This window comes from Pseudomonas sp. XP2 (assembly GCF_053557975.1).
Genome location: NZ_JBNRIK010000054.1, coordinates 1 through 13,816 on the forward strand (window position 1 = coordinate 1; position 13,816 = coordinate 13,816).

Sequence of the window (13,816 nt, forward strand, 5' to 3'; positions counted from 1 at the left end):
CCGTTGTTGTAGACGTCGTTCGCCGGCGTCTGGAAGTCGACGCTGCCCTGGGTCTTGCCCGCCTCAACAGTGATGGTCTGGCCATTGGACAGAGTAACGGTTACCGGCGTCTGGGCAGGGTTGCTCAGGGTCACGGTGTAGGTAATCACACCGCCCTCGGTCACCGACGGATTCGCCGTCAGTGTCGCAGTGGTGGTGTCGATGGTATCGGTAACCTGGGTAACCGCCGGCGCTTGCGGCACAGTCACCGTCAGGCCGTTGCCACCGGTGGTACCCGTTACAGTTGCCGAGATCTGGCCACCGTCGATATACGGCGTGTCATTTGCCGGAACCACGACATTGACGCTGCCGCTGGTCTGCCCGGCCGGGATGACGATAACGGCACCGTTAGACAGGGTGACGATCAGGTTGGTGGTCGGCGCTTGGCCAACCGTGGCGGTATAGACGATTACGCCACCCGCTTCGCTGATGGAAGGAGTGGCGCCAAGAATAAGGTCGGTAGCAACGTTGGTGCCTGTCGTCGGCGTAGTCACCTGGTTGTTGCTGGTGGTATCCAGCAAGCCAACTTCTTCACTATCGAGCGCGCCAGCAAAGCCCAGCCCTTGCGTCGGGAACCCGACGGTAGCGTCTACCCGGCCCGCGGTTTCCTCCAGCATCACAAAGCTGTGACCACCGCCCAGCGCGCCGCCGCCCGCTGCGGACGGGCCGGCTGCGGTGGCCTCAAGCTCGGTAGTCGGGTCGACACCTGCAGCGATCGCCTGTTGCAGTTCTTCCACCGACGGTGCGGCCTGTGCGGTCGCCTGGCTCAGGTCGGTGCTGCTGTCGGGCGCATCGGCACTCCACTGGCTGTCACGGCCAAGGTCAAGCAGACGGCCATCGGCCAGCTCAAGAGTAACTGCGCCACCCGGGCCAGTGAGTACTTCCTCACCTGCCAACAGGCGGTCCCCTTCGATGAGCACACGGCGAATACCCTCTGGGGATACCGCAATAACCTGGCCGACAATGCTTTTGACGATGGCTACAACGCTGCTCATTGGACTCTCCGTGTGACCCTATGGGTACTTCCCTGCCAGAGCGGCACTCGCAGCCACTTCAGGCGGAACTATGTCGATGATCTCTTGACGCTTTTTTTCGTCAATTTTTCGTCTATAACTATTTGGAATTACTTAAATGCCAAACTATTGACCTTATACAGGCCATCCTAAACAATCGGCAATGTAATGTCACATTGATATTTGTACCTTAGCCAACGGTTCATTCAGAACAAATGTCGTACATCATCGAAAGCGCGCTCAACGCTATTTTCGGCAACATTTATTACACCCTGAGTCGGTAATTCATGCTGCAGCCAATCCCGCCTCAGCAACCGTCAAGCCTGCAGACGTCAATTTAAAAGCGCCCGGGCTGCGTTTAGACAAGCACAAACCTTGCCTTAAACCCGACGGGCAGGGGCATCAAAACCCGCAAAACCAGGGGATTGTATAGCCGCACGAGCCAACACCAGCCGCTGAGCGCGTGACGTGCAACAACACTTCATCGCAGATCAAAGGGATAGAGAACGATTGCGCAGATAACCACACGGCGATGATGGCAAACCATTGACGATTTCTGAACCAGAACCGAGCGTGCAAACAGACTTACGCCGATGAATTTTAACGATCGGCACCTATAAGACCGTCAACAAATCAGCGCCCATTTACTGACGACGAAAAAGATCGATCACCGACGGCAATTCTCACTCGCCCCGCGGGCAGTCTATGCTGCTGAAAATGCTTCAGCCTGCATGCACACTGGATCAAAAATGAAACACCCTTGCTCAGGAGCAGCCTGGTAGCAATGAACGACGTACAATTGTTTACTCAGTATCGATTCGAGGCGACCATTGGCCGTCTGCTCAGCCAAAGGGCCTTGTAGGCCTCACCTACACCGCTTGGCAGTACCATTGAACGCCAGGGCGAGCCGGCCCGACCTTAATGCCGGCACAGCCACCCCACCCACCACAAGGATGAAGAGAGCGCCGCGTGGAATCTGAAGTCAGTCGAGTCCAACTCAACCATGATCCACGCAGTCAGCATGACGATCCCTTGCTGGATAGCCTGCTGAGCCTGTGTGTCCTGCACCAGAAACCCGCCAGTCGGGTCATGCTGACCACCGGGCTGCCGCTACCCGCCCAGCGCCTGAGCCCCGAGCTGCTGCCCCGCGCCGCCGCCCGGGCCGGTCTGCAAGGGCGCCTGTTGCAGCGCAAGCTGGAACAAATCCCGAGCATCGCCATGCCTGCGATGCTGCTGCTAAAGGAAGGCCGCAGTGCCGTCCTGCTGGGCTGGGAGAACGAAGACACCGCGCGCCTGTTGCTCAGCGAGAGCGATGGCGGCGAGGTGCATGTAAGCCGCGAAGCCCTGCAAAGCGACTATAGCGGCCGGGTGTTCTTTGCCCAGCCGCAGCACAAGTTCGACGTCAACCACGGCAACCTCATCCCGCGGGCAAAGTCGTGGTTCCGCGATACCCTGCTGCGCAGCAAGTGGCTGTATATCGACGCCATCGCCGCCAGCCTGGTGATCAACCTGATCGCCCTGGCCGCGCCGCTGTTCGTGATGAACGTGTACGACCGTGTAGTGCCCAACCAGGCAACGTCAACGCTCTGGGTGCTGGCCATCGGTATCGCCGGCGCCTACATCTTCGACCTGATCCTCAAGGGCCTGCGCGGCTTGTGCCTGGACCTGGCCGGCAAGAAGACCGACCTGATCATCTCGGCGACGCTGTTCGAGCGCATCGTCGGCATGTCGATGAAATACCGCCCGGCCAGGGTCGGCAGCTTTGCCCAGAACATTCACGAGTTCCAGGGCCTACGCGACTTCCTCGCCTCACTGACCCTGACCAGCCTTATCGACCTGCCGTTCACCGTCCTTATCCTGATCGTCATCGCCATCATTGGCGGGCACTTGGTGTGGATCCCGATCATTGCCTTCCCGCTGGCCCTGGGCATCGGCTACGCCTTGCAACGGCCGCTGATGGCGACCATGGAACGGACCATGGCCCTGGCCTCCGAGCGCCAGTCCAGCCTGATCGAGACCCTCGCCGGCCTGGATGCGGTAAAGGTCAACAACGCCGAAAGCGAACGCCAGTACATGTGGGAGCAGACCCTCGGCACCCTCAGCCGCCTGGAACTGCGCGTGAAGGTGCTGTCGAGCCTGGCGATGAACATCACCCTGCTGATCCAGCAGCTGGCTGGCGTGGCGATGATCTGCGTCGGCGTGTACCTGATCATCGACGGCAACCTGAGCATGGGCGGCCTGGTGGCGTGCTACATGCTCAGCGGCCGTGCCCTCGGCCCGCTGGGCCAGCTCAACGGTTTGCTCGCCCGCTACCAGCAGGCCAAGGTAACCATGGTTGCCACCGACCACATGATGGAACTGCCGCAAGAGCGCAACTTCGAGGAGCGCCCACTGAGCCGTAAGGTACTGCAGGGCAGTGTCGAGTTCCGCGGGGTCGATTTCACCTACCCGAACCAGCAGAACATGGCGCTGAAAAACATCAACCTGACCATCCGCCCCGGCGAGAAGGTCGGCATCATCGGGCGCAGTGGTTCGGGCAAGAGCTCGCTGGCCAAGCTCATCGTCGGCCTGTATGAGGCCGATGGCGGCTCGCTGCTGGTCGATGGCGTGGATATTCGCCAAATCGACGTCAGCGAACTGCGCCACAACATCGGCTATGTACCGCAGGACATCCAGCTGCTGGCCGGCACCCTGCGCGACAACCTGGTCAGCGGTGCCCGCTACATCGAGGACGAGCTGATCCTGCAGGCCGCCGAGCTGGCAGGTGTGCATGAATTCGCCCGCTTGCACCCGGACGGTTACGAACTGCAAGTGGGTGAGCGCGGGCAGAACCTGTCCGGCGGCCAGCGGCAGAACGTCGCCCTGGGCCGTGCGCTGCTGCTCAACCCGCAGATCCTGTTGCTGGACGAGCCCACCAGTGCCATGGACAACACCGGCGAAGAGCGCCTCAAGCAGCGCCTGCAAGCGGTGGTGGAAGGCAAGACGGTGCTGTTGGTCACGCACCGCGCCTCCCTGCTGTCGCTGGTGGACCGGCTGATCGTGATCGATCGCGGGCAGATTGTCGCCGACGGCCCGAAAGCCGCGGTCATGGATGCGCTGAAGAAGGGGCAGATCAGTGTTGCATAAGCTGGATATTGGGCAATTCAAGGATGGCCTGCGGCGCTACTTCAAAGGTTCCGATTCACTGGGCGGCCAGCCGCTGCCAGAGGTCAACAAGGCCCTGATCGAAGATGCGCCGCGGGTTGTGCGGCTGACCATCTGGGGCGTGATCCTGTTCTTCGTGTTCTTGATCGTGTGGGCCAGCGTCGCCCCCATCGACGAGGTCACGCGGGGCGAAGGCAAGGCCATTCCGTCTTCCAAAGTGCAGAAGATTCAGAACCTGGAGGGCGGTATCGTCGCCGAAATCTTCGCCAAGGAAGGGCAAATCGTTGAAGTCGGCCAGCCATTGCTGCGTCTGGATGAAACCCGCTTCGCCTCCAACGTTGGTGAAACCGAAGCTGACCGACAGTCCATGGCTCTGCGGGTCGAACGCCTGAGTGCCGAGGTAGAGGACCGCCCGCTGAAGATCGACGAAGAACTGCGCAAAGCGGCACCAAGCCAGGCAGCCAGTGAAGAGTCGCTGTACCAGAGCCGGCGCCAGCAACTGCAGGACGAAATTGGCGGCCTGCAGCAGCAGCTGGTCCAGCGCCAGCAAGAGCTGCGTGAGTACAGCTCCAAACGCGCCCAGTACGCCAACAGCCTTGAGTTGCTGCGCAAAGAAATCGGCATGTCCGAACCGCTGGTGGCAACCGGCGCAATCTCCCAGGTCGAAGTGCTGCGCCTGCGCCGCGCCGAAGTGGAGAACCGTGGGCAGCTGGACTCCACCGCGCTGGCCATCCCCCGTGCCGAGGCGGCCATCCGCGAGGTGCAAAGCAAAATCGAGGAAACCCGAGGCAAATTCCGCAGTGAAGCGCTGACCCAGCTGAACGAAGCACGCACCGAGCTGAACAAGGCCACGGCCACCAGCAAGGCACTGGACGATCGGGTGCACCGCACCATGGTCACTTCGCCTGTACGCGGTATCGTCAAGCAGATGCTGGTCAACACCATTGGTGGGGTGATCCAGCCTGGCAGCGATATCATCGAGGTGGTACCACTGGACGACACGCTGGTCATCGAAGCGAAGATCCTGCCCAAGGACATCGCCTTCCTGCACCCTGGCCAGGAGGCAACCGTCAAGTTCACGGCCTACGACTACACCATCTACGGTGGGCTCAAGGCCAAGCTGGAGCAGATCGGCGCCGACACCATCACCGACGAAGACAAAAAGACCACGTACTACCTGATCAAGCTGCGCACCGACCGCAGCCACCTGGGAACCGACGAGAAGCCGCTGCTGATCATTCCGGGGATGGTGGCGACGGTGGATATCATGACCGGCAAGAAGACCATCATGAGCTACTTGCTCAAGCCGATCATGAAGGCGCGTTCGGAGGCGCTGCGCGAGCGCTGACAGACGAGATATGAATGCCCCACGGTCAACGCAACACCTGTAGGAGCGGGTTTACCCGCGAAGCAGGCAACGCGATGGATGGCACGGGCTTCGCCCGTGTTCGCGGGTAAACCCGCTCCCACAGGTACGGCGCTGGTGCCACGGGCAGCGTCGTATCTGCTGGGTTGTCGGTGGCCAAGTGTGATCAGCGCCAGGGCGCAGGTTCACCTACCAGTTGCCCCTGAATGCCGCCTACCCCCATCTCCTGCAACACCCGCCGCTCACCTTCTGTCTCGACCCGCTCAGCAATCAGCGGCAGGTCGATGCTGTGCGCCGCACGCTGGATCGCCTCGATGAACAGCCGCTTGTGCTGCTCATGGTCGATGTTGCGAATGTAGCTACCGTCAATCTTCAGGTACGCCAGGCCCAGGTGGGCCAGGTTGCCGATCATGCTGAAGCGCCCGCCAAAGCGCTGCAACGCTAGCCCGAAGCCCAACCCGTGCAGGCGCCGGGTGAGTTGTTCCAAGGCTGCCTGCTCAGGCAACTGTTCCTCGCCAATTTCAAAAACCAGCCGCGGGCCGAGCGCCGCATTCTGGCCCAGCAGTTCAAAGATGCGGTGCAGGGCCTTGGGATCGGCCAATGTAGCGGCGGACAGGTTCAGCGCCAGCACTTGGTCATGCCCACGCAGGTGCGTCAACACTTTCTCCAGCACCAGCACGTCCAGTCGCGGCATCCAGCCAAAGCGCTCCAGCCAGGGCAGGAAGCGGCCCGCCGGCAATGCCTCGCCCTGACCATCCTGCAAGCGTGAAATCACCTTGTGGTGCAATACCCGTTGCACCGAAGTGCAATCCACCACCGGCTGGAAGAACAGCTCGAAATGCCCATTGTTGAACGCCTGATCGAGACGCTCGTGCCAGGCGTGCTGGCTATCGGCAGCAACTGCAGCCACGCCTTGTTCAAGGCATACCCACCCTGGCGTTGGCTGGTTTTCGGCACGGGCCAAAGCCTCATCGGCGAGCTTCAGCAAAGCCTGTGGAGAATCGCCTGGGCTGAACGGCGCGAGGCCAATACAAGCCACCGGGTCGATATCACTGGCGCCCGTTTCGTGCAGGCTCTGCAGCGTTGCCTCCAAGGCCTGGGCAAGGTTTACCGCTTCTTCATGCACCATGCCCGGCGCCAGCACGGCAAACTCGCCACCGCGGCTGCGGGAAATCAGGTCGTTGGTTTCCGGGAAGCTGGCACAGGTGCGGCGCAACTGCTCACCCACGGCCTGCAGCAACTGGTCGGTACGCTGGCCGCCAAGGCGTGCGTTCAGCCCCGCCAGCCCTTGGACACGCAGTAACAGCAGGTAGCCGGCGCGCGCGTCCTCCAGGTTGCTTACCCGGGTGTTCAACTGCATTTCGAAATAGCGGCGGTTCGATAGCCCGGTCAGGCTGTCCTGGTAGGACTCCGCACGCAGCCGTTCGCTGCGCTCGGCCTGCTCGGTGAATAGCGCCTTGAGCTTCTCGACCATCTGGTTCATCGCCTGCACCACACGGCGCAGCTCCGGTGTGCGCGGCAACTCAGGCAGGCTGAGGAATTCACGACGCGCAATGGCGTGGGATTGCTCGACCATATAGTCCAGCGGCCGCAACTGGCGGCGCAGCAGCAAGGCGCCGAGCACGGCACTGGCCGCTCCGCACAGCAGCAACCAGCCCAAGCTGCCCAAGGCGCTTTGCCAGAGTTTGGCAATGGCAAACATGGGGTGGCTGATCACCTCTACCCGCGCGGCCTGTTGCCAGCCACGGCTGACGATGGCGTCGCCACCAGCGGCCTCAAGGCCAATCAGGTGCACGAACCAGGCAGGTACGCCGCCAGGGTCCGGCTCCGCGTGGCGCTCCACCAGCACGGCATTGGAGCCCAGATCGACGACCTTGATGCTCGCATAGTAACCACTGTCGAAGATCGAGCTGACCATCAGCTCGACCATCGCCGGGTCGTCGATATTCGGCGTCAGCGATAACGCCAGCGCGGTAGCTGCATCCTGGGCGTGCGACCGCAGCTGGTTGACGTACTGGCTGCGTGAGCTTTCCAGGCTGACCATGAAACTGCCACTGAAGGCGACTACCAGGAACAGGCAAATGGCTAACAGCAATTGTTTGAACAGTGACATCTGTGCTCCTTCAGTAAACCGGCTCGGCCGGGAACCCTTCGGCCTGCATTTTCTTCAGCAAATCCTGCCAGCGTGACAGCCGCTTGGTATCGCCGACCTTCTTGTTGCCTGTTGCGCCCGTCAGCCACAAGCCTTCGCCATTGAAAGCGTAAACCGGCAGCAGGTCGGTACGTTGGCTTGCCGGCTTGATGGCATCCATCAGGCTATCGAGCACCAAGGGCTGGGCCTGTGGGTTCGAATAATAAGTCAGGACCATGTGTGCCCGGTTCTGCCGCAACGCCTTGACGTAGGTGATGCGTAGTTTTTCGCTGGGTATACCCATGCGCCGCAGGCTGAAATATTTGGCGATGGCGTAGTCCTCGCAGTCCCCGGCACCTTTGATCAGTGCCTGCACCGGTGTCGCCCAGTAGTCGACCTCGTGCCACAGGTCGATGTCCTCTACATAGCGCAATTGCTGGTTGAAGAAACGGTTGACCACTTGCAGCCGCTCAAGCTCAGTACCCTGCTTCTGCGTGGCCATCAGGTTCTGCCACGCATCGATACGGCCCTGCCCGGCACCCAGAGGGCCATACAGGGCCTGCGACTTGCGGCTGATCTGGGAGAAATCCCAATCCGCGTGCAAGCCGCCCAGCAGCAGACTGCCCAGCAGCGCGGCAAAGCCGACACATCGCACAACGGTTTTGAACATCCAGGATATCGCCACTGCCAAGCCCTGTTCAGGCCAGTCGAAAGCAGCGATGGTGCGGCTTGCTACCGCAAAAAACAATGGCACCCTGCAATCATGCATCCGCCTGTCAGCCCGCCTACACTTTCTGTTTATATCCTTCTATAGCCTGCTTCCTTTGGCACGTGACTTCATCCACCATAGCCGCGCTTTTGGGGCGCCCGTTCCAATCCGGGCCTTGGTTTGACAACTCCCCCAAGCTGTTACTAGTGTCATTGGATCCAACTTTAGTCATCGTTGAGGCAGACGTCGCGTGGCCGAAAAAATCAAATTGAGCAATGTGCTGGTCAGCGAGCAGCTGTCGCCGCACCAGGCCCGTGCCGTGATCGAAGAACGCCTGCGTAGCGCCATCCTCGATGGCCGCCTGCCCCCTGGCACCGCCGTGCGACAACAAGAGCTCGCCACCTTGTTTGGTGTCAGCCGCATGCCCGTGCGCGAAGCCCTGCGCCAGCTTGAAGCGCAATCGCTGCTGAAAGTGGAGATGCACAAAGGTGCGGTGGTTGCGCCGCTGATCGGCGAGGATGCGGTGGATACCTATGCCCTGCGTGTTCTGCTGGAGAGCGAAGCGCTGCGCCAGTCTATCCCGCTGCTGGATGCCAGCGACATCGCCAGCGCACGTGGCTATATCCAGCAACTGGAGAACGAAACCCGCCACGCCGAAATCGGCCGACTGAATCGCTTGCTCCATATGACGTTGTACAGCAAGGCGTCGAACAGGAAGCTGTTGCGACTGATCGAGGACGAACTGAACGAAGAAGAACGCTTCCTGCGTTTTCATCTTTCATCCATGGGCTTGGGCAAGCTGACCCAGGACGATCACAACGCACTGGTAGATGCCGCCAGCGACAAGCTGGTGGACGAGGCGGTAGCGGTGCTGGAACGGCACCTCAATAGCGGGGCTTTGGTGATCCGCAACTATCTTGATACCCAGCGAGGGCGTTAGCCCGTAACTGGCCTTATGTGCGGGGCGAGCAGATGGGTTGCAAATTCAGCTCGCCGCGCCAACAATGAGACTAATTATCATTCATGTCCATTGATGCCAGCACCCTCCCCCTATGCCCAGCAATGACTCCGTGCAAACGCTCTACAGTGACCACCACGGTTGGTTACACGCCTGGCTACGCAGCAAGCTGGGCAATGCCGCCGATGCCGCAGACCTGGCCCATGACACCTTCGTCCGCTTGCTGCAACGCCGCGAACACCTGCAGCTAAACACCCCTAGGGCCTTCTTGCGCACGGTAGCCCGTGGGCTGATCATCGATCACTGGCGCCGCGAGGAGCTGCACCGGGCCTACCTGGAGGCATTGGCCCATGTGCCGGAAGCACAGTCTCCATCAGCCGAAACCCGCGAGCTGCTGCTGGAGTTGCTTGAACGTATTGCGCGCATGCTCGACGGCCTCAAACCCAAGGTACGTCGCGCCTTCCTCCTGGCCCAATGCGAGGGGCTGAAGCATCAGGCCATTGCCGAGCAGATGGGGATCTCAGTGCGTACGGTGGAGCGTTACATCGCTGATGCGCTCTACCATTGCTATGTGCTGCGCTACGAAGACGAGTGTTGAGCCAATGAGTGCCGCACGCCCTGATGCAAAAGCGGTCAAGCAGGCCATCCAGTGGATGCTGCGTCTGCGTGAGAGCGGGCATGAGCCGACCTTGCAGCAACAGTGCGCGCAATGGCGCAGTGCCCACCACGAACATGAGCAAGCCTGGCAACGGGTAGTGCACCTGCATCAGGACCTTGACCTGCGCTCGATCCCAGGTGCAGGGCTGGCGTTGCAGACCCTGGAAACCAGCCAGCAGCGCCTGCACCGCCGGCAAGCGCTGAAGCTGCTTGGCGGCGTTGTCATGGCTGGGTCGGCGGCATGGCTGGCCAAGGACCTCGATGCCATCAGTGCGTGGGCGTCGGACTATGCCACCGGCACCGGTGAGCGACGCGTCTTTACCTTGCCTGGTGGCTCACTGCTGCAACTCAATACCCGCAGTGCTGTGGACCTGGCCTTCAATGAGCAGCAGCGTATGGTCCGCCTGAAGCAGGGGGAGCTGATGATTACCTGCAACGCCCGGCATCCCGTACTGGTACAAACTCGCGATGCGCTGCTGGAAGGGTTCGAAGGACGCTTTGTAGCCTATCAGGACAACGACTGCACACGTGTCAGCGTCAGCCACGGCAAAGTGGCGATCCACCGACCTGGCAATGGTCAATTGCTGTGGATTGAAAGCGGCCAGAACTGGCGGCTGGATGCTGAGGGGGCGCACCCGCTCGCGCACCTGAACATGGATGCGATGGCCTGGACTGAAGGGCTGATCGTTACCCAGGACATGCGCCTGTCCGACTTCCTCGCGCAGGTCAGCCGTTATCGCCATGGTTACCTGGGCTGCAGCGACGAGATCGCCGATCTGCGCCTGTCGGGGGTGTTCCGCCTCGAAGATCCGGAACGTTTGCTCCAGCTGCTGCCACAGACACTGCCCGTTAGGCTTCGTCACCGTACACGCTGGTGGGTACGTGTAGAGAGCATGACCTGACAACGCCTTGTTGATTTATGGCGGGTTTTCAATCGCGGTCCGGCTAGGACAGTAAGCGACACCTTCTGCCCTCAACTCTTCAACGGACCCTGCATGCCTATCAACCCGGTGGTAACCGACACTTCCAACTTGAATGATTATCGACCTGTCCTGCAATCAGCACGCTTGCGCCACGCTGTCCGGGCGGCTCTGTTTGGTACTGCATTGGGCTTGGCATTTGCTCCGCAACTTTGCGCAGCGGCTGCAACAGCTCAAGTGAGTCATCACTATGCAATCCCGGCCGGTCAACTGGCCGACGTTCTCAATCAGTTTGCCCGCCAGGCCGGCATAACCCTGTCGAGTACACCTCAGCTCACAGATGGCCTGCGGTCTGACGGCCTTCAGGGGCAGTACGCTACCGATCAAGCACTGCGCCAAATGCTCAATGGCAGCGGCCTGGAAGCCGTCAGCCAGGATGGACGTAGCTATGTGCTGCAGGTACAGCCCCAGGACACCGCCCTGTCATTGCCGGACACCGATATCCGTGGCTTCTCCCTCGGTAATGCGCTCGGCAGCATGGAGGGTTACAACGCTACGCACAGCCAAGTGGCGACCAAGACGAGCACACCGTTGGTGGAGACGTCCCAATCCGTCTCGGTCGTTACTCGCCAGCAGATGGACGACCAGGGCTCACAGACCGTTGCCCAGGCCATGCGCTACACGCCTGGGGTGATGACCAATCCTTACGGTGCCACCCATCGCTATGACTATGTCGCGATGCGCGGCTTCAACGACGGCTCTGTGGATAACATCTACGTCGATGGCCTCAAGTCGATGGGCGACAACGGCACCTACAGCACCATGCAGGTAGACCCGTACTTCCTGGAGCGCATCGACATTCTCAAGGGCCCATCTTCGGTACTGTATGGGCGAAGCTCGCCGGGGGGCCTGGTCGCCCTGACCACCAAGAAGCCGCTGTTTACTCCCTACCATCAGGTTCAGGCCACGGTTGGCACCCAAGGCCAGCGTGGCATGGGTTTCGATTTCAGTGGCCCTGTAGATGATGACAAGCGCATTGCTTATCGCCTGACAGGCCTGGCGGATGCATCCGATACCCAGTTCGACCACAACAAGGAAGAACGCTACACCATCGCCCCGGCCATCAGCGTCGACTTTACCGAAGACACTTCGCTCACATTGCAGGCTTACCTCCAGCACGACCCTAACGGCGGGTACCATGGCGGTAACCCTGCAGACGGCATGCTGCACAAACGCAACGGCTTGCGCTTGTCAGACCACTTCTTCGAGGGCGAGCCGGGCATCGACAATTACGAACGTACCCAGCAGTCGTTCAGCTACCAGTTCGAGCACCGCTTCAATGATGTGTTCACCGCGCGGCAGAACTTCCGTTACCAGGATTCCGACGTCTCCATGGACCAGGTGTACTCAGCCGGCTGGACGGATGCCGACAGCAACATCCTCAACCGCGCCTATACCGGCGGCGACGAGCGCCTGCATTCGTACATCATCGACAATATGCTGCAGGCGGAATTCTTCACTGGAACTGCCAAACATACCCTGCTGCTGGGCGCCGACTACCAGCGGCGCAAAGCCGACGTCGCATGGCGTTATGGCACGGTCGACCCGCTGGACGCAGCTAACCCGCAGTATGGCAATGGCAACCTTGAGGTCCTGGGCGAAAACCGCTACCAGCGGCGCTTGCAGCAAACAGGTGCGTATCTGCAGGATCTGGTGGAGCTGGACCAGTGGCGCTTCTCCTTGGGGCTTCGTCAGGACTGGGTGAAGGTGTCCGAGGAGAATCGCGACAGCGACACCAAGGTCAACGATCAACGCACCAAATTTACTACTCGGGCCGGGGTGCTCTACCTGTTCGAGAACGGCATTGCGCCCTATGTCAGCTACTCGGAGTCGTTCAATCCCAATACCGTGTCCGACCAGGAAGGCCGCCCCCTGGCACCGACCGAAGGCACTCAATGGGAAGCCGGCATCAAGTATCAGCCTCCGGGCAGCGACAACCTGTTCACCGCATCGGTGTTCCGCATCGAGCAGGAAAACCTGGCTTCGAAGCAGCCTGACGAGAATTTCTATCGCCCGGTAGGTGAAGTACGTTCCCAAGGGCTGGAGCTGGAGGCACATGTGCAGGTGACCGACAGCCTCAAACTGCTAGGCGGCTACACCTTCACCGATATCGAATATTCCCGGTCGATGCCGAGCCTGACGTCGGCCAGCCTGGACAACAAGGGCAATTCGCCAACCCAGGCACCGAAACAGATGTTCTCGCTTTGGGCTGACTACAACTTCCACCAAGGGCCTCTGGATGGCCTGAGGCTGGGCGGTGGCGTGCGGTATGTGGGCTACAGCTGGGTAGATGCGGAAAACAGCATGAAGGTGCCTTCCTACACTGTGTTAGACGCTTCGCTCGGCTATGACCTGAGCAAGGTTGGGCTCAGGGGCGTGGATGTGCGCCTTAACGCCAACAACCTTACCAATGAAAGCTACATCACCTCATGTGCCAGCCTGAACTACTGCTACATGGGTGAGGAACGCAATTTGAGCGCCACGGTCAGCTATCAGTTCTGACCGATACAACTACCCAGAAAAGACAAAGCCCCTGTCTGCATTGCAGACAGGGGCTTTGGGTTTGAATCTTGACGATGACCTACTCTCACATGGGGAAACCCCACACTACCATCGGCGATGCATCGTTTCACTGCTGAGTTCGGGATGGGATCAGGTGGTTCCAATGCTCTATGGTCGTCAAGAAATTCTGTGTGCTGGCCCGTCACTCGGACGTGCCTGCGAATCTCTGTAGTTCCTACTTAAAGACAAAACCCCTACCTGCATGCGCAGATAGGGGTTTTGCGAAATGAATCTTGACGATGACCTACTCTCACATG

General features: G+C 60.2%; 9 protein-coding genes and 1 rRNA gene. 6 read left to right on the forward strand and 4 right to left on the reverse strand.

Features of this window, described 5'->3' with window-relative positions; translation table 11 throughout:
• On the reverse strand, positions 1-1,034 hold a 1,034-nt coding region (locus ACK1VC_RS28610), incomplete at its 3' end, for a retention module-containing protein (RefSeq protein WP_449118180.1).
• 987 nt (positions 1,035-2,021) lie between these two features.
• On the opposite strand from ACK1VC_RS28610, the gene ACK1VC_RS28615 reads away from it, so the two are divergent.
• Both ACK1VC_RS28615 and ACK1VC_RS28620 read left to right on the forward strand, forming a co-directional pair.
• Positions 2,022-4,178, forward strand: a complete 2,157-nt coding sequence (locus ACK1VC_RS28615) for a type I secretion system permease/ATPase (RefSeq protein WP_016484320.1) — start codon at positions 2,022-2,024, stop codon at positions 4,176-4,178.
• The gene (locus tag ACK1VC_RS28620; RefSeq protein WP_016484319.1) at positions 4,168-5,544 is read left to right on the forward strand and encodes an HlyD family type I secretion periplasmic adaptor subunit; all 1,377 of its coding nucleotides are present in this window, start codon (positions 4,168-4,170) and stop codon (positions 5,542-5,544) included. The genes ACK1VC_RS28615 and ACK1VC_RS28620 overlap by 11 nt, the downstream gene beginning before the upstream one ends.
• Before the next feature lie 184 nt (positions 5,545-5,728).
• On the opposite strand, the gene lapD is transcribed toward ACK1VC_RS28620, so the two are convergent.
• Complete coding sequence (lapD, locus tag ACK1VC_RS28625) at positions 5,729-7,675, reverse strand: cyclic di-GMP receptor LapD (protein ID WP_060519916.1); 1,947 nt, start codon at positions 7,673-7,675, stop codon at positions 5,729-5,731.
• Between the two features lie 10 nt (positions 7,676-7,685).
• The gene (gene lapG, locus ACK1VC_RS28630) at positions 7,686-8,447 is read right to left on the reverse strand and encodes a cysteine protease LapG (RefSeq protein ID WP_172901719.1); all 762 of its coding nucleotides are present in this window, start codon (positions 8,445-8,447) and stop codon (positions 7,686-7,688) included.
• A 205-nt stretch (positions 8,448-8,652) separates the two neighbouring features.
• On the opposite strand from lapG, the gene ACK1VC_RS28635 reads away from it, so the two are divergent.
• The 4 genes from ACK1VC_RS28635 to ACK1VC_RS28650 all read left to right on the forward strand — a co-directional run bounded on the left by ACK1VC_RS28635 (position 8,653) and on the right by ACK1VC_RS28650 (position 13,499).
• Positions 8,653-9,342 (forward strand): GntR family transcriptional regulator, encoded by a 690-nt coding sequence (locus ACK1VC_RS28635; protein ID WP_016484316.1) that lies wholly within the window; start codon positions 8,653-8,655, stop codon positions 9,340-9,342.
• A 112-nt stretch (positions 9,343-9,454) separates the two neighbouring features.
• Positions 9,455-9,958 (forward strand): sigma-70 family RNA polymerase sigma factor, encoded by a 504-nt coding sequence (locus tag ACK1VC_RS28640; protein WP_016484315.1) that lies wholly within the window; start codon positions 9,455-9,457, stop codon positions 9,956-9,958.
• Between the two features lie 4 nt (positions 9,959-9,962).
• Positions 9,963-10,919: a FecR domain-containing protein gene (locus ACK1VC_RS28645; protein WP_016484314.1), complete on the forward strand. Its 957-nt coding sequence runs from the start codon at positions 9,963-9,965 to the stop codon at positions 10,917-10,919.
• Between the two features lie 165 nt (positions 10,920-11,084).
• Complete coding sequence (locus ACK1VC_RS28650; RefSeq protein WP_191087830.1) at positions 11,085-13,499, forward strand: TonB-dependent siderophore receptor; 2,415 nt, start codon at positions 11,085-11,087, stop codon at positions 13,497-13,499.
• A gap of 66 nt (positions 13,500-13,565) precedes the next feature.
• On the opposite strand, the gene rrf is transcribed toward ACK1VC_RS28650, so the two are convergent.
• A 5S ribosomal RNA gene (rrf, locus tag ACK1VC_RS28655) occupies positions 13,566-13,681 on the reverse strand.
• Positions 13,682-13,816: the final 135 nt, after the last annotated feature.

Bases quoted from the DNA above. Each gene is read 5' to 3' on its own strand.
- ACK1VC_RS28640 (WP_016484315.1), top strand. From the start codon at position 9,455: ATGCCCAGCAATGACTCCGTGCAAACGCTCTACAGTGACCACCACGGT.
- ACK1VC_RS28645 (WP_016484314.1), top strand. From the start codon at position 9,963: ATGAGTGCCGCACGCCCTGATGCAAAAGCGGTCAAGCAGGCCATCCAG.
- lapD (WP_060519916.1), bottom strand. From the start codon at position 7,675: ATGTCACTGTTCAAACAATTGCTGTTAGCCATTTGCCTGTTCCTGGTA.